The organism is Falsiroseomonas sp. HC035, from assembly GCF_050563525.1.
Taxonomy (GTDB): domain Bacteria; phylum Pseudomonadota; class Alphaproteobacteria; order Acetobacterales; family Acetobacteraceae; genus Falsiroseomonas.
Genome location: NZ_JBNXUN010000008.1, coordinates 19,408 through 34,211, shown reverse-complemented (window position 1 = coordinate 34,211; position 14,804 = coordinate 19,408). Strand labels below are relative to the sequence as shown.

Annotated in this window: 12 protein-coding genes; 2 read left to right on the top strand and 10 right to left on the bottom strand. The window is 72.3% G+C overall.

Annotated features, from left to right (window positions below):
* Nucleotides 1-44: 44 nt before the first annotated feature.
* Nucleotides 45-929: a LysR family transcriptional regulator gene (locus ACLF3G_RS17395; RefSeq protein ID WP_430670671.1), complete on the top strand. Its 885-nt coding sequence runs from the start codon at nt 45-47 to the stop codon at nt 927-929.
* A 5-nt stretch (nt 930-934) separates the two neighbouring features.
* Here the strand turns inward: ACLF3G_RS17395 and ACLF3G_RS17390 are convergent, their stop codons facing one another.
* The 8 genes from ACLF3G_RS17390 to ACLF3G_RS17355 form a co-directional block, all read right to left on the bottom strand.
* On the bottom strand, nt 935-1,909 hold the full coding sequence (locus tag ACLF3G_RS17390; RefSeq protein ID WP_430670670.1) for an NAD(P)-dependent oxidoreductase: 975 nt from the start codon (nt 1,907-1,909) through the stop codon (nt 935-937).
* A complete protein-coding gene (locus ACLF3G_RS17385) occupies nt 1,909-2,880 on the bottom strand; it encodes a Bug family tripartite tricarboxylate transporter substrate binding protein (protein WP_430670668.1) in 972 nt (323 codons plus the stop codon). Before ACLF3G_RS17385 ends, ACLF3G_RS17390 begins: the two co-directional genes overlap by 1 nt.
* A gap of 113 nt (nt 2,881-2,993) precedes the next feature.
* Nucleotides 2,994-6,269: an error-prone DNA polymerase gene (locus ACLF3G_RS17380; protein ID WP_430670667.1), complete on the bottom strand. Its 3,276-nt coding sequence runs from the start codon at nt 6,267-6,269 to the stop codon at nt 2,994-2,996.
* Nucleotides 6,266-7,768, bottom strand: coding sequence for a Y-family DNA polymerase (locus tag ACLF3G_RS17375; RefSeq protein ID WP_430670666.1), 1,503 nt, complete (start codon nt 7,766-7,768; stop codon nt 6,266-6,268). The genes ACLF3G_RS17380 and ACLF3G_RS17375 overlap by 4 nt, the downstream gene beginning before the upstream one ends.
* Nucleotides 7,769-7,882: 114 nt before the next feature.
* Nucleotides 7,883-8,659, bottom strand: a complete 777-nt coding sequence (locus ACLF3G_RS17370) for an ImuA family protein (RefSeq protein ID WP_430670665.1) — start codon at nt 8,657-8,659, stop codon at nt 7,883-7,885.
* A gap of 201 nt (nt 8,660-8,860) precedes the next feature.
* Nucleotides 8,861-9,727, bottom strand: a complete 867-nt coding sequence (gene motA / locus ACLF3G_RS17365) for a flagellar motor stator protein MotA (RefSeq protein WP_430670664.1) — start codon at nt 9,725-9,727, stop codon at nt 8,861-8,863.
* Entirely contained in the window at nt 9,724-10,797 is a 1,074-nt protein-coding gene (locus ACLF3G_RS17360) for a flagellar motor protein MotB (protein ID WP_430670663.1), read from the bottom strand. The genes motA and ACLF3G_RS17360 overlap by 4 nt, the downstream gene beginning before the upstream one ends.
* 70 nt (nt 10,798-10,867) lie before the next feature.
* Nucleotides 10,868-12,268 (bottom strand): helix-turn-helix domain-containing protein, encoded by a 1,401-nt coding sequence (locus tag ACLF3G_RS17355; protein WP_430670661.1) that lies wholly within the window; start codon nt 12,266-12,268, stop codon nt 10,868-10,870.
* 113 nt (nt 12,269-12,381) lie between these two features.
* On the opposite strand from ACLF3G_RS17355, the gene ACLF3G_RS17350 reads away from it, so the two are divergent.
* On the top strand, nt 12,382-12,681 hold the full coding sequence (locus ACLF3G_RS17350; protein WP_430670660.1) for a hypothetical protein: 300 nt from the start codon (nt 12,382-12,384) through the stop codon (nt 12,679-12,681).
* A gap of 9 nt (nt 12,682-12,690) precedes the next feature.
* On the opposite strand, the gene ACLF3G_RS17345 is transcribed toward ACLF3G_RS17350, so the two are convergent.
* The gene (locus ACLF3G_RS17345; RefSeq protein ID WP_430670659.1) at nt 12,691-13,665 is read right to left on the bottom strand and encodes a threonine ammonia-lyase; all 975 of its coding nucleotides are present in this window, start codon (nt 13,663-13,665) and stop codon (nt 12,691-12,693) included.
* On the bottom strand, nt 13,662-14,783 hold the full coding sequence (locus ACLF3G_RS17340) for an NAD(P)/FAD-dependent oxidoreductase (protein WP_430670658.1): 1,122 nt from the start codon (nt 14,781-14,783) through the stop codon (nt 13,662-13,664). The genes ACLF3G_RS17345 and ACLF3G_RS17340 overlap by 4 nt, the downstream gene beginning before the upstream one ends.
* Nucleotides 14,784-14,804 lie beyond the last annotated feature (21 nt).

Here is a 14,804-nt window from a genome sequence, read left to right as displayed (position 1 = left end):
CGCGGGCCTTGCATGCGCCGCGCCGACCCCTTGGACTGCCCCTGATGAACCTGCGTTTTCTCGAGACCTTCCTCTGGGTCGCCCGCCTCAACAGCTTCAGCGCCACCGCGGAACGCCTGCACACCACCCAGGCCGCCGTGTCCAACCGCATCGCGGCGCTGGAGCGGGAGCTTGGTATCCGCCTGTTCGACCGCGACCTGCGCTCCGTCCGCCTGACCCCTGAGGGCCGCGCCGCGCTGTCGCGGGCCGAGGAGATCGTCCGCCTCGCCCAGGAATTCCAGGGTGCGGTCAGCAGCAGGGAGGCGCTGCGCGGGCGGCTGGCGGTGGGCGCCATCGATTCGGTGGTGCACACCTGGCTGCCGCGGCTGATCCGCCGGGTCCACCAGACCTACCCCTGCATCGAGCTGGACCTGACGGTCGATACCAGCCTGACCCTGTCCGGCCATTTCCACCGCAACGAGATCGACCTGGCCATCCTCATGGGGCCGATCATCGCGCCGCAGGTCGAGACCGTGCCGCTCGGCAGCCTGTCCTGTTCCTGGTACGCCGGGCCGGGGATGGATCTGCCGGAGGGGATGCTGGGCCTGGAAAGCTTGGCGGCCTGGCCGATCTTCGCCTTTTCCCGCGGCTCCAAGCCGCACCAGGATGTGCTGCGCCATTTCGCCTGCTCCGGGGTGAAGGCGAAGGCGGTGTCCAATTTCAACTCCATCGCCACCATGATGATCCTGGCGCAGGACGGCCTCGGCGTGACGCTGCTGCCGGATGCCGCGGCGGCCGGCGCCGTGGCCGATGGCCGGCTCCGCCGCCTGGACGTCTCGCCGCCGTGCCCCCCGATCGAGGTGCATGCGGCCTACAGCAACCAGCCGCGCAACGTCATCGCCGCCGCTGTCGCCGTCATGGCGCAGGAGGAATCGGGCACGGTGGCCTGAGGCGCTCAGTAGCCGCGGCCGGGGTCCACCAGCTGGTGCAGAGGCTCGCCGGCGCGGAAGCGGAGCAGGTTGGCGCGGAACGCCTCCAGGCAGCGCGGCGCGTACTCGGCTGGGTCATACAGGCCGCAATGCGGCGTGATGAACAGGTTCGGCGTGGTCCACAGCCGGTGGCCGGGTGGCAGCGGCTCCACCGGCAGCGCATCCAGCACGGCGCCGGCCAGGCGGCCATCGTCAAGCCGGTCGGCCAGCGCCTCGGCGTCCAGGATCTCCCCCCGGCCGATATTCACCACGCCGGCATGGCGTGGCAGCAGGTCCAGCTCGGCCGCGCCGACCAGGCCCTCGGTCGCCGGCGTCAGCGGCAGGGCGATGACCAGGACATCCGTCTCCGGCAGATGCGCCCGGAAGCCGTCCCCCTGCGTCATCAGCGCGACATCCGGATGCGGCCGGCCGGAGTGGCTGTTGCCGATGACGCGCATGCCCTGCCGGGCCAATGCCCCGGCCGCCGCACCGCCGAGTGCGCCCATCCCCAGGATCAGCACCGTCTTTCCCGCGACGGTGCCGGCCGGCTTCGGCGCCCAGCGGCCCTGGCGCGCCGCGGTGGCGAAGAACGGGATCTGGTTGTTCAGCATCAGCACCGCCAGCAGCGCGTATTCCGCCGCCTTCGGGATGTGCGTACCGCTGGCATTGGTCAGCGCCACCTGCGGCGGCAGCCCTGCCTTCAGCAGCCATTCGACGCCGGCGCTGGTGTAGCCGATCCAGCGCAGGCGCGGCGCGCGGCGGGGCAGGTCGTGCAGCGGGGCGTTGCCGGCCAGCAGCAGCACCTCCGCCTCCGCCAGCCCGGCCTCCAGCGCATCCGGCGTCGTGCCGAAGCTCAGCGCCGCCTCGGCCGCCGGCAGCGCCGCGCGTAGCCGTGGTTCGGTGAAGGCCTCCGCCAGGGAGGAGGCCGGGTTCACCTGCACATGGATACGTGTCGTCTGCATCACTCGAGCCGGATGTTGTTGGCGCGGATGATGCGGCCGTAGCTTTCGGTCTGCTCGGTCAGGATGCGGCGGAAGGTCGCGGCGCCCTCGGCGCGGACCTCGCCGCCGATCTCGCCGATGCGGCGGACGATGTTCGGCTCCTCCAGCACCTTGGCGATTTCCTGCTCCAGCCGCGCGATCATCGGCGCCGGTGTGTTGCCCTGGGCGAGCACGCCCTGCCAGGTTCCGGCATCGGGCTCCGGCCAGCCGAGTTCTCGGAACGTCGGCAGGTTGGGCACCGCGGCCAGGCGCTTCGTGCCGGTCACGGCGATTCCGCGCATCTGGTTGTTCACCACGAAGTTCTGCGACTGCGTGGCGCCGGCCATGGTGAAGTTCGCCTCGTTCGTCACCAGCGCGGTCAGCGCCGGGGCGCCGCCGCGATAGGGCACATGCGTCACCTCTCCGCCCCAGGCATTGGCGAGCGAGGCGGCGACCAGGTGGGTCAGCGTGCCGGTGCCGGAATTGGCCGCGTTCAGCTTGCCCGGATTGGCCTTGGCGTAGGCCGCCAATTCCTGCGCGTTCTGCACCGGAAGCTGGTTGTTCACCGCCAGGATGTAGGGCGCGTAGACCACCATCTGCACCGGCGCCAGGTCACGCAGGCTGTCGAAGGGCAGGCGCGGGAACAGATGCGGGTTGGTGGCCAGGACGGAGATGTCCAGCAGGACCAGGGCGTGGCCGTCCGGCCGGCTTTTCGCCACCAGGTCGGCGCCGATGTTGCCGCCGGCGCCGGCGCGATTTTCCACCACCACGGATTGGCCGATCCGCTGGCCGAGCGAAGGCGCGATCAGCCGCGCCAGGATGTCGCTGGTGCCGCCCGGGTTGAAGGGGACGATCAGGCGGACGGGCTGGGTGAACTCCTGCGCCCGCAACAGGCCCGGGGTGGCCAGCAGCGGCGCGGCGGCGGCGGCCTGCAGGATGGTGCGGCGGTTCATGGCGCTGGTCTCTCTCCCGATGGAGGCGCCTCTGGCGGGCGCCGCGGCGGCATCCTGGCGCCGCGCCGGGCGGGCAAGCAAGGCCGCCGGTGGGTGGCGGGGGTTTGTTTCGGTCACCGGAAGTCCCGGCTGGCGGGAAGCCGCGCCTTCTTCGGCGCGCGCGCGCCGGGGTCCGGGCGGCGCACCTCGTCGGCGCGGCCGAGGTTGCGCTCCGCCCACGCGGAACCGGCGTCTGAACCGGCCTCCGCTTGCGGCAGCGCATCCAGCATCCGGGACCAGTCGGTCAGGCGGCGGATGATGACGTGCAGGATGGGGATTTCCGCATGTTTGTCCTCGCGCTCCAGCACGCCTTCCGCCAGCAGCAGCCGGCCGGCGACGAGGGCGGCGCGGTCGCGCGCGGCGACATCCTGGAACACCACCAGGTTCGCCACGCCGAACTCATCCTCGATGGTCAGGAACACCACGCCCTTGGCGGAGCCCGGGCGCTGGCGCATCAGCACCAGGCCGGGCAGGCGGAGGCGCGTGCCGGCACGCGCGGTCTCCAGCCGGCGCGTATCGTCGCAGCCCTGCGCGTCGAGGCGCGGCCGCAGCAGCGCCAGCGGGTGGCGGCGCAGGGTCAGCCCGGTGGCGAGGTAGTCGCCCACCACCGCCTCGCCTTCCGTATGCTGCGGCAGGTGCGGTGCGGCTTCGGGCAGCAGCGGCGCCTCGTCCGCCAGCGCCGCCGCCACGGACTCCTGCGCGATGGCGAACAGCGGCAGGTCGCGCGGGCCGGAGGGTACGCCGCGCGCATCCCAGGCCGCGTCGCGTCGCACCAGCCCGGCGCCCACGAAAGCATCGGCCGCGGCGAGGTTGTTCAGCGCCCGCTTGCCGGCGCCGCTGCGCCAGGCGAGGTCTTCCACCGACGTGAAGGGCGCGCCGTTGCGCGCCTCCCGCGCCGCGACGACGGCCTGCGCCTCCTCCTTCGCCAGCCCCGTCACCAGCCGCAGGCCGAGGCGCAGTGCGAGGCCGGCAGCACCCGGCTCCAGCGTGCAATCCCATTCGCTGGCGTTCACGTCCACCGCGCGGATTTCGACATTGTGCTCGCGCGCGTCGCGGACGATCTGCGCCGGGGCGTAGAAGCCCATCGGCTGGCTGTTCAGCAGCGCGCAGGCGAAGATCGCGGGGTGGTGGCATTTGATCCAGGACGACGCATAGACCAGATGCGCGAAGCTGGCGGCGTGGCTTTCGGGAAAGCCGTAGCTGCCGAATCCCTCGATCTGGCTGAAGACGCGCTCGGCAAATTCGCGCTGGTAGCCGCGGCCGACCATGCCGGCGACCAGCTTGTCGCGGTACTTCGCCACGCCGCCGGTCATCTTGAAGGTCGCCATGGCACGCCGCAGCAGGTCGGCCTCGTCCGCCGTGAAGCCGGCGGCGACGATGGCGAGCTTCATCGCCTGTTCCTGGAACAGCGGCACGCCCAGCGTCTTCTCCAGCACCTTCTGCAATTCATCGGGTGGGTGCGGCGGCGCGGGGGAGGGGTATTCCGGCACCTCGATCCCCTGCCGCCGGCGCAGATAGGGATGCACCATGTCGCCCTGGATCGGGCCGGGGCGGACGATGGCGACCTGGATCACCAGGTCGTAGAACTTCTCCGGCCTCAGCCGCGGCAGCATGTTCATCTGCGCCCGGCTTTCCACCTGGAACACGCCGACGGAATCGGCCCGCCGCAGCATCGCGTAGGTCGCCGCGCAATCCGCCGGCAGCGTCGCCAGCGCGTAGTCGAGGCCACGATGCTGGCGCAGCAGGTCGAAGGCGCGGCGGATGCAGGACAGCATGCCGAGGCCCAGCACATCCACCTTCAGGATGCCGAGCGCGTCGATATCATCCTTGTCCCATTCCAGCACGGTGCGGTCTTCCATCGCCGCATTCGTCACCACCGCGAGTTCGGTGAGCGGCCCGCGCGTGATGACGAAGCCGCCGACATGCGTCGCGGCGTGGCGCGGCACGTCTTGCAATTCCTCTGCCAGTTCCAGCGTCATCGCCAGGCGTGGGTCGCCGACATCCAGGCCCTCGCTGGCGGCAAGCTGGTGCAGGTCCAGCTCCCGCCCCGGACCCCAGCTTGCCTTGGCGAGGCGCGCCGTCACATCCTCCGTCAGCCCCATGGCGCGGCCCACCTCGCGGATGGCGCTGCGGGCGCGGTAGCGGATGATGGTGGCGCAGATCGCGGCGCGGTGGCGGCCGTAGCGTTCGTACAGGTGCTGGATCACCTCCTCGCGCCGCTCATGCTCGAAGTCGATGTCGATATCGGGCGGCTCGCCTCGGCTGGCGGAGACGAAACGCTCGAACAGCAGATCGTGCTTGTCGGGATCGACGGCGGTGATGCCGAGCACGTAGCAGACCGCGGAATTCGCCGCCGAGCCGCGGCCCTGGCACAGAATGCCCTCGTGCTTCGCGAAGGCCACGATCTCATGCACGGTCAGGAAATACGGCGCGTAGCCGAGCCGGCCGATCAACTCCAGCTCATGCGCGACACGGGCGCGGATGTTGGCGGACCGGCCGAAGGGCTGCGCCGCCAGCGCCGCCGCCACCCGCGACTCCAGCGTCTGCTGCGCGGTGCGGCCGGGCTCCATCACCTCGTCGGGGTATTCGTAGCGCAGCTGGTCGAGCGAGAAGCCGGCGCTGGCCTCGAGCACGCGCAGCGTGTTGGCCAGCGCCTGCGGGTGCCGCGCGAACAGCCGCGCCATCTCGGCGGGCGATTTCAGATGGCGCTCCGCATTGGGTTCCGCCGCATGGCCCAGCGCATCGACGGTGGTGCGCAGGCGGATCGCGCTCAGCACGTCGGCGAGGCGGCGGCGCGCCGGGTGGTGGTAGCGGATGTCGCCGATGGCCAGCAGCGAATCGCCGGCGATCCCGGCCAAGGTATCCAGCCTTTGCTGGTCGTCCCCGGCATAGGGGCAGGACGCCGCGAGCAGCAGCGGCAGCGCCAGCCGCCCACGCAATGCCGCGGCATCCGCCCGCCATTGCGCGGCATCGGGCGCGATCGCGGCCAGCACCAACCCCTCCGCGGCCTCGAACAGGTCCTCCCGGACCAACGCGCATCCGCCCTTCGGTGCCTGCATCCGGCCTTGCGACAGCAGCGATGTCAGCCGGCCATAGCTGGCGCGGTCGCTCGGCCAGGCGAGCCATTCGCTGCCATCCGACAGCAGCAGCCTACAGCCCACCGCAAAGCGCAGCCCGGCTTCCTTCGCCGCGACATGGCCGCGCACCACGCCGGCCAGGCTGTTGGTGTCGCACAGGCCGAGCCCCGCCAGCCCCAGCGCCGCCGCCGTCTGCGCCAATTCCGCCGGATGCGAGGCGCCGTCGAGGAAGGAGAAATGCGACCGCGCCGCCAGCTCGGCGTAGGCGGTCACGGCAGGTGGCCATGCAGCCGCCAGGTGGACTCGGCGCCGCCACGGCAGACCCACAGCCGCGTGCCGCAGGTGAGCTCCACCCGGTAGCCATCCCGCCGATACCCATGCGGCGTGCGCCACCATTCCGGCTCCAGTCGCCGCGGCCCCTCCGCCCGCAGCACGCGGTGCGCCGCGCCTTGCCAGCGGAGTTGCGCCGGCGGCGCATCCGGCAGCAGCGCCACCACCTCCAGCGCCGAAGGCCGGCGCAGGCGCAGCACCGGCGAATCGGGGAGGGACCAGCCGGGCGGCGGGTCCGGCGGCGTGGCCTGCGGGTCCAGCGCCATGACGCTGCGTTCCGGCCAATGGCTGGCCAGCGGCGCCACGCGATGCACGCGCAGCCGCTGGCCCAGCCGGTCCAGCAACTGCGCCAGCAGCACCGCTTCCTCCCGCCGCGCCCCGATCCCGAGGCTGATCTGGCTGCCTGCCTGCATCAGGTCCGTCGCCTGGGCCTCCAGCGCCATGCGCTCGAAGCCGAGGTCGGGTTCCAGCCCCTCCAGCCGGTCCGCGAACAGCCGCCGCAGATGCGCCGGGTCGCGAGTCGGCTGGCCGGTGCCGATCGCGATCTCCTGCACCACCCCATCCACGCGCCAGGCCAGCAGCGACAGCCGGCGCACGCCGCGGCCGGTGCGGCGCAGGGTCTCCGCCAGATCGGCCAGCAGCCGGTCGAGCGCGGCCTCGATCGCCGGCCGCGTCACGATCGGCTCCAGCAATTCGATCGCGGAGGCGAGGTCGGGCGGCGGCAGCACCGGCTGGATGGCCTGCGGGCGGTGGCCCGTCACCGCATCCAGCGCGTCCAGCAGCTTCTGGCCGAAGCGGCGTGCCAGCGGGCCGCGTGGCTGGTCCAGCAAATCCCGCACCCGGCGCAGGCCGAGTCGCGCCAGATCCTCCCGCATCGCCGCGTCCAGCCGCAGCGCGGGGCCGAGCGGCAGCGGCGCGGCCAGCGCCGGCTCGATGCCGGAGGCGGCGATGGGGTTGTCCGTGCGGGCACGGGCCAGGGCGGCGGCGGTGGCAGCGGCGCCGGCCACGGCGCCTTGCGGTGCCAGCCCGGCGCGACGCAGCCGGGCCAGCGCATCGGCCAGCAACGCGGCTTCCCCACCCCACAGATGGTCGCAGCCGGTGGTGTCGAGGATCAGCCCTTCCGGCGGATCAATCGCCGCGAGCGGCGTGTAGCGGCGCGCCCACAGCGCCAGGGCGCGCAGCGCGCGCGCATCGGCCTCCCGCGCCGCGGGGCGCAGCAGCAGGTCGGGCGTGATGGCCTGGGCATCGGCCAGCGCCTGGCCCGGGCTCAGCCCAAGTTCCGCGGCGGCCGCGTCCACGGCGACCAGCAGGCGGCGGCTTCCCATGGAGTCCCAGGTCGCCAGCGGACGGCCCGGCAAGTCCGGCTCCGCCCGCCGCAGCCGCGCGATGGCCAAGTCCGGCAGGTGCAGGGCCAGGAAGCGGCGAGTCGTGTCAGCTTCCATCAAGCGTGACCTGTGCCCGCCAAAGGCGGGCGAGCGCCCGAAGGGGCGCCGCGGCCCATGCCGCGCAGCCAGGTGCGCGGAGGCGCACGCCGGCGATTGAGGCAGGATTCAACATCATCTCCGGGCGCGCCGGGTGCGGGTCGGCTCGGCCGACACCTCCGTCTCCTCCAGGTCGAGCGCGCCGGAGGCGGCGCGCCAGGTGACGGACCATGGCCCGTCCGGCTTGCCGCCGCGGGCGCGCAGCAATTCCAGCTGCCAGCGCGGATCTTCCAGCCCATGCCCGGCGCCGCCGGAGGGCAGCGGCGCCACGCGCCAACTCGTGGCCGCCGCGCTGGGGTCCGGGTTCGGCAGGTCCGGCCGCAGCACCAGGCCGAGCGCGCCGCCGGTCTCGGCGGCCAGTTGCAGGCGGCGGGTCGCGGTCAGGTCCAGCCGGGCCGGCGCCTCCCACCCCGTGGCCAACAGCGCGCCGGTGACGGCGGGGCAGCGCAGCGCCTCCTCCATCGCCCACAGCGCATCCGCCCAGCGTTCCGCCCGCACCAGCACCAAATTGGCGGGAGACAAGCCGCAGCGGGCGAGGCCGGGCGGCCAGGCCTGAAATTCGTCCCGGTCGGTGGCGATCCACAGCACCGTGCCGCCGCTGCGGGCCAGCAGCATGGCGCAGAAGGCGGCGGCGCTGCCGGGGCTGGTGCCGGCCACCTCATGCATCGCGGCGCGCGCCAGCCCGCCGCCGGGCAGCGGGATGCCGTCGCACACCGGCACCGGCGCCATGCCATGCCTGGCACGGCCGCCACCTTCCAGCCGCGCCACGCGCGCACGCAGCGCGGCCAGTACGGCCGCCTGGTCGAGCGGGGCCGAATCCGGCGGAGGAGGAGGAGTCTCGGCGGGCTGCATCGCGCCGACGATGGCCGAGCGATCCGAACAAATCAAGAACAACCAGGGCGACAAAAAGTCATCCTGCGCGACGGGGTTGCCGCGGGGGATGCGGCGCGGCGGGCATCGCGCTGAAACCCCTGGCATCCCGGCCCGCCACCGGGCCCTCACATTTTTTCGCGCCCTTCACGGCGGGCGGCAAGCCGGCCCAGCTTGTCAGGCCTAGCCGATCTGCAGGCTCTGCAACGCCTCCTCGAGCTCGGCGAAGCTCGGCATGGAATGCGAGGGTGCGGCCTTGCGCCCGGCTTCCACGGCCACCTGCGGCGCATTGCCGTGCAGATGCGCGACGAGCACGGCGCGGATCACCTCGTAGTATTTGCAATCCTCCTCGATCACGCCGTTCAGCCGCGACGCCATCGGCCCCATCACGCCATAGGCCAGCAGGATGCCGAGGAAGGTGCCGACCAGCGCGCCGCCGATCATGCCGCCGAGCACGGCGGGCGGGCTGTCGATGCTGGCCATGGTCTTGATGACGCCGAGTACGGCGGCGACGATGCCGAGCGCCGGCAGCGCATCCGCCGTGGTCTGGAAGGTGTGCGCCACATGCAGTTCCTCCGCCCGCACCTTCTTCAACTCCTTGGACATGATGTCCTCGATCTGGTGCGGATCGTCGGCGTTCATGCCGACCATGCGCAGATAGTCGCAGATCATCGCCACCGCGATCCTGTCCGCCATGATCTTCGGGAACTTCTGGAAGGCCGGGCTTTCCGATGGCTTCTCGATATGCGCCTCCAGCGCCATCGCGCCCTTGGTCTGCGCCAGCCGCACGAACCAGTACAGCATCGACAGCAGGTCGACGTATTCATGCTTGTGGAAGCGTTCCCCCTTCAGGATTTTCCCGAAGCCTCCGAGCGTGTGCTTGATGCCGGCCACGCTGTTCGCCATCACGAAAGCGCCGATCGCGGCGCCGCCGATCATCATCATCTCATACGGCAGCGACTTCAGGATGATGCCGAACTTGCCGCCGGCAATCATGTAGCCGCCGAACACCATGGCCAGCAGGAAGACCAGGCCGCCGATCGTCGTCATGGCGCGGCCACCTGCGGTACGGTGCGCGGCGTTGGGGGATTCTCGCGCAGCAGCGTGATGGAGACGCGGCGATTGGCCGCCGCGTTCGGCGTCTCCGGCAGCAGCAGGTCACGTTCCGCATTGCCGGTGACGCTGCGGATGCGCGCCACCGGCAGGCCGGCCTCCGTCAGCAGCCGGCGCGTGACGTTGGCGCGTTCCGCCGACAGATCCCAGTTGGAGCGGTCGCCGCCGCCGCGGAACGGGGTGGCGTCGGTGTGCCCGGCCACCGCGATCTCGTTCGGCAGCCGCGCCACCACCTGCGTGACCCGCGCCAGCAGGCCTCGTGCGCGGTCGTTCGGCGCGCTGCCGCCGAGCGCGAACATCGGCTGCCGGTCGGCGTCCAGCAATTGGATGCGCAGCCCCTCCGGCACCTGTTCCACCAGAAGCTGCTGCGCCAGTTCCGCCAGCAGCGGGTCCTCCGCCACGGCGGCACGAATATCCTCCGCCGCCCGCTCGAAGGCCTCGCGCTCCCGCCGCTGGTGTTCGGTGCGCAGCGCGGCATCGGTCAGCGCGCGGGCATCGGCCCCGACCTGTTGCTGGGCCTGGCGCTGCATCTCGCGCGGGTCGGCATCGCCGGGCGGCAGGTCGGCGCGCGCCTGGCGGATGCGGCGCAACTCGGCCTCCTCATCCTCACCCTCCGGGCCGTCGCGCTTCGGCACGGGGCGCGCCACCGTCGGCACCTCCTCCTCCACCTCGACATCCTCCAGCACCGGCAGCGGGCCGTGCTGCAGGCGGATGGCACCGGCATTCTGCGTCACCTGCGCGGATTCGTTCGGCGTGCGGCCGCCGAAGGGCTGGCCGGCGCCGGTCTGGTTCTGGCCCATCACGTTACTCGGCGCGAAATAGTCGGCGAGGCCGCGGCGCTGTTCCTCCGTCGTCGCGTTCAGCAGCCACATCAGCAGGAAGAAGGCCATCATCGCCGTGACGAAATCGGCATAGGCAACCTTCCAGGCACCGCCATGGTGGCCGTGCTCGCCCTCCTCGATGCGCTTGATGACAATCGTCGCGCCGCCCTTGCCACCCTTCGCCATGCAACTCCGCCCAAGGCGCCCCGGAACTGCGGCGCGGGTCGGAGACTACCGGAAGGCGGTTAAGCGCTGGCTAAATCCGGCGCGTCGGCTCGAAGCGCCAGGGGCTGGCGCCGTGCTCGTTGGGGTCGAGGTTCAACCGGTGCTCCAGCGGCGGGAAGGCGCGGCTGCGGCATTCCGTGCGCTCGCACAGCCGGCAGGACAGGCCGATGCCGACCACCGCGCGCGCCAGGTCCAGGCCATCGGCGTAGACCACCTCCGCCGCGCGCGACAGGTCGCAGCCCATCGCCACCACATGCACCGGCGCCGGTTCGCCCCAATGCGTCGTGGGCGCGGCGATGGCGCGGGCGAAGCACAGGAAGGCGGCGCCGTCCGGCAGCTGCGCCACCTGCACGCGGGTGACGCCGGGTGTCGCGAAGGCCTGGTGGACGATCCATTTCGGGCAGGACCCGCCGAAGCGGGCGAAGGGAAAGCCGGCCGCGGAAAAGCGCTTGTCCACGTTGCCCGCGGGGTCGACGCGCAGGAAGAAGAACGGCACGCCGCGCGCATCGGTGCGTTGCAGCGTCGAAAGCCGGTGCGCCGCCTGTTCGAAGGACACGCCGAAGCGTGCCGCCACCGCCTCCACCTCGTGCCGCAGGTCCCGTGCCGCGGCCAGGAAGGGCGCGTAGGGCATCAGCAGCGCCGCGGCGGCGTAGTTCAGCAGGCCGATGCGGACCAGGGCGCGCGCCTCGGCGCTGGTCAATTCGGCCGGTGCCGCCACCGCCTCCACCGCCTCCCGCGCCTCCAGCAGCATCAGCTGGAAGGCCATCTGGAAGCCGCGGCTTTCGCGCGGCAGGGATTCGGACAGGTCGAGCCGCCGCAGTGCCGGGTCGTAGCGCCGCAGCGCGCCATCCAGCCGCCCGACGGAAACCGTGACGCCATGCGTCCGCCGCAGCCGTTCCGCCACCGCATGGTTCATCTCGGCCGGCGCCGCGCGCAGCTCGCCTGCGATGGTCTCGGCCACCTGTTCCAGCTCGGCGAAATGGTTGGCGCGGTCGTGGAAGAAATCGCGTGCCTCCTCGTTCGGCAGCAGCAGGCGGCGGCCGCTGGGCAGGGCGAGGCCGGAGGCATCCTCCCGCGCCACCCGCCAGGCGCGGTACAGCGCCAGCATGGCGCGCGCGGCCTGTGGCGCGCTGGAGGCCATGGTGGCGACCTCCGCCTCCGGCACCTGATCCAGACCCAGCAGCGGGTCGGACAGCACCTCCCGCAGTCCCGCCTCCACCTGGCGCTCGCGGGTGCCGGACAGCGCGGCGAGGTCCACCGTCAGCACCTGGCCGAGCTTGATGAGCAGGCTGGCGGTGACCGGGCGCTGGTCGTGCTCGATCAGGTTCAGGTAGCTGGGCGAGATGCCCAGCCGCAGCGCCAGCGCCTGCTGCGTCAGCCCCTGTTCCAGGCGCAGGCGGCGGATGCTGCGCCCGATCAGCGGAGGGGCCATGCGGTGCATTCTCCAGGAGCCGCAGGTTTCCAGGCGAGACACGAGGAGGCAATGGAAATCCGTCCTGAAACCCGCCACGGCCTGCCGCGCTGGACCAGCGGAGGGAGAGAGCCATGCCAGACAAGCATCCGAACACCCACCGCTGGGGCGGCCCCGGCGCCAGTCACGAGGACCGGACCAAGCCGATGCCCGAGCCCGGCGAGCCGCTGCCGGAGGGCGCCGTCTCCACCAACCCCCGGGTCAGCCGGGTTTCAGGCGGCGGGGGCGAGAGGGACGAGAAGCACACGCATGTCGACCCGATGCGCCACTCGAAATCCCACGCCACCGACACCCCGAGCCCGACGACCCCGGGCGATTTCCGGCAGAACCGCACCCGCAAGTCGAAGGAGGCGGACAGGGAGGCCGGCGAATGACGGGCCCGGTCAGGCCGCCAGCGCCTCCGCAAACACCGCCGGGTCGACATTGCCGCCGCTGATCACGAGGCCAACCGTGCGGCCCCGCGCCTGAACCTTGCCGGCCAGCACGGCGGCGAGCGCGACCGCGCCGCCGGGTTCGGCGACGATCTTCAGGTGCTCGAAGGCGAAGCGCATGGCGCGGAAGACCTCGGCCCGCGTCACCACGACGGCGCCGGCAAGGCGCGGCTGGTTCACCGCGAAGGTCAGCGCGCCGGGGCGCAGGGACAGCAGCGCATCGCACAGCGTCGGGCCCTGGCCGTCATTGGCCACGCGCTGGCCGGCTTCCAGCGACAGCCGCGTATCGTCCCAGCCCTCCGGCTCCACCGCCCAGACCTGGGTGGCCGGCGAGGCGCCCTCCGCCGCCAGGGCACAGCCGGCGATCAGCCCGCCGCCACCGGTGCAGACGGCGAGCGAGTCCAGCGAAAGGCCGGCCGCCGTCGCATCCTCGATGAGTTCCAGCGCCAGCGTGCCCTGGCCGGCGATGACATCGGGGTGGTCGAAGGGCGGCAGCACGGTGCCGCCACGCTCCGCCGCCAGTTGCTCCGCCAGCTTTTCCCGGTCCGTGGTCCGGCGGTCGAAGAAGGTGAGCTCCGCGCCCCAGCGCCGCGTGCTTTCCACCTTGATGGCGGGCGCATCCATCGGCATCGCCACCAGCGCCCGCATGCCGAGCATCGCCGCCGCGCAGGCCACCGCCTGGCCGTGATTGCCGGAGGAATGCGTCACCACGCCGCCCGCGCGTGCGGCCTCCGTCATGCGAAGCGCCGCGTTGGTTGCGCCGCGCAGCTTGAAGCTGCCGGTACGTTGCAGCGGCTCCGGCTTCACCAGGATGGTGCCGCCGGCCATCTCGTCCAGCAGGCGGTGGCGCAGCATCGGCGTGCGGATGATCTTGCCCGAGATTCGCGCCGCGGCGGCGCGGACGTCGTCATGCGTCGGGAGCTTCATGCCGGCACCTTCGTGAAGCGGTTCGGGTCCACCATCGGCACCACCGGCAGCAGGTCCGCCGGCACGTCCCCGGCGACCAGCCCTGCCACCAGCCGCCCCGCGGCGGGCGAGGTCTGGATGCCGTAGCCGCCCTGGCCGATCATCCACAGGAAGCCGGGTGCGTCCGCATCGAAGCCGATCGCCAGGCTGCGGTCCGGGGTGAAGCTGCGCAGCCCGGCCCAGCGGTGTTCCACGCGGTGCACCGGAATATCCAGCGCCTGCTGCATCCGGTCGACGGCGATGGCGACGTCGATCTCGTCCGGCTGCACGTCGTGCGGCGGCATGTCGGTCTCGTCGGCCGGGGAGACCATCAGCTTGCGCCGCGCCTCCGGCCGCACGTACCAGCCATGCGCGGCATCGCCGACCAGCGGCCAGCTGCTGCAATCGTAGGCGCCAGGGTCGATGATCAGCGCCGTGCGCCGCTTCGGCTGCAAACCCAGCGGACGCAGCCCCGCCAGCACCGCCACCTCGTCACCCCAGGCGCCGGCGGCGTTGACCAGGACGGGCGCGCGGAACACGGCGCCGCCCTGCGCTTCCGCATGCCATTGGCCCTTGTCGTGCCAGATGCGGCCGGCGCGGGCGCGCAGCGCCAGCACGCCGCCGGCGGCGCGGGCCTGCTTCAGGAAGCCCGCGTGCAGGGCGGCCACGTCGATGTCGAAGGCGTCGCGCTCGATGGCGGCGGACACCGCGTAATCCGCGCGCAGCGGCGGACCCATGGCGATGACCTCGGCGAGGCTGATCGGCTCCAGCCCCTCGCCGGAATCGAGCATCGCCTGCATCGCCGCCGCCTGGTCGGCCGGCGCGATGGTGACGACCGGCCGCTGCGCGAACAGCGGCGCACCGGCGAAACCCGGCGGTGGATCGGCGAAGAAGGCGCGGGAGGCGGCGGACAGGCGCCGGACATCGGGCGGGCCGTAGTTCTGGATCCAGATGGCGGCGGACCGGCCGGTGCTGTGGTAGCCGGCGGTCTCCTCCGCCTCCATCAGCGCCACGCGGCCAAATGATGCGCAATGCGCCGCGGCGGTGGCGCCGGCGATGCCGGCGCCGATGACGAGAACGTCGAAGACCTGGATGTCCATGCCGCGGATGGTCCCGCGGCA

Excerpts from the sequence above, each read along its gene's own strand:
- ACLF3G_RS17395 (WP_430670671.1), top strand. The coding sequence starts at position 45 with ATGAACCTGCGTTTTCTCGAGACCTTCCTCTGGGTCGCCCGCCTCAAC.
- ACLF3G_RS17390 (WP_430670670.1), bottom strand. The coding sequence starts at position 1,909 with ATGCAGACGACACGTATCCATGTGCAGGTGAACCCGGCCTCCTCCCTG.
- ACLF3G_RS17385 (WP_430670668.1), bottom strand. The coding sequence starts at position 2,880 with ATGAACCGCCGCACCATCCTGCAGGCCGCCGCCGCCGCGCCGCTGCTG.
- ACLF3G_RS17375 (WP_430670666.1), bottom strand. The coding sequence starts at position 7,768 with ATGGAAGCTGACACGACTCGCCGCTTCCTGGCCCTGCACCTGCCGGAC.
- ACLF3G_RS17370 (WP_430670665.1), bottom strand. The coding sequence starts at position 8,659 with ATGCAGCCCGCCGAGACTCCTCCTCCTCCGCCGGATTCGGCCCCGCTC.
- motA (WP_430670664.1), bottom strand. The coding sequence starts at position 9,727 with ATGACGACGATCGGCGGCCTGGTCTTCCTGCTGGCCATGGTGTTCGGC.
- ACLF3G_RS17360 (WP_430670663.1), bottom strand. The coding sequence starts at position 10,797 with ATGGCGAAGGGTGGCAAGGGCGGCGCGACGATTGTCATCAAGCGCATC.
- ACLF3G_RS17355 (WP_430670661.1), bottom strand. The coding sequence starts at position 12,268 with ATGGCCCCTCCGCTGATCGGGCGCAGCATCCGCCGCCTGCGCCTGGAA.
- ACLF3G_RS17350 (WP_430670660.1), top strand. The coding sequence starts at position 12,382 with ATGCCAGACAAGCATCCGAACACCCACCGCTGGGGCGGCCCCGGCGCC.
- ACLF3G_RS17345 (WP_430670659.1), bottom strand. The coding sequence starts at position 13,665 with ATGAAGCTCCCGACGCATGACGACGTCCGCGCCGCCGCGGCGCGAATC.
- ACLF3G_RS17340 (WP_430670658.1), bottom strand. The coding sequence starts at position 14,783 with ATGGACATCCAGGTCTTCGACGTTCTCGTCATCGGCGCCGGCATCGCC.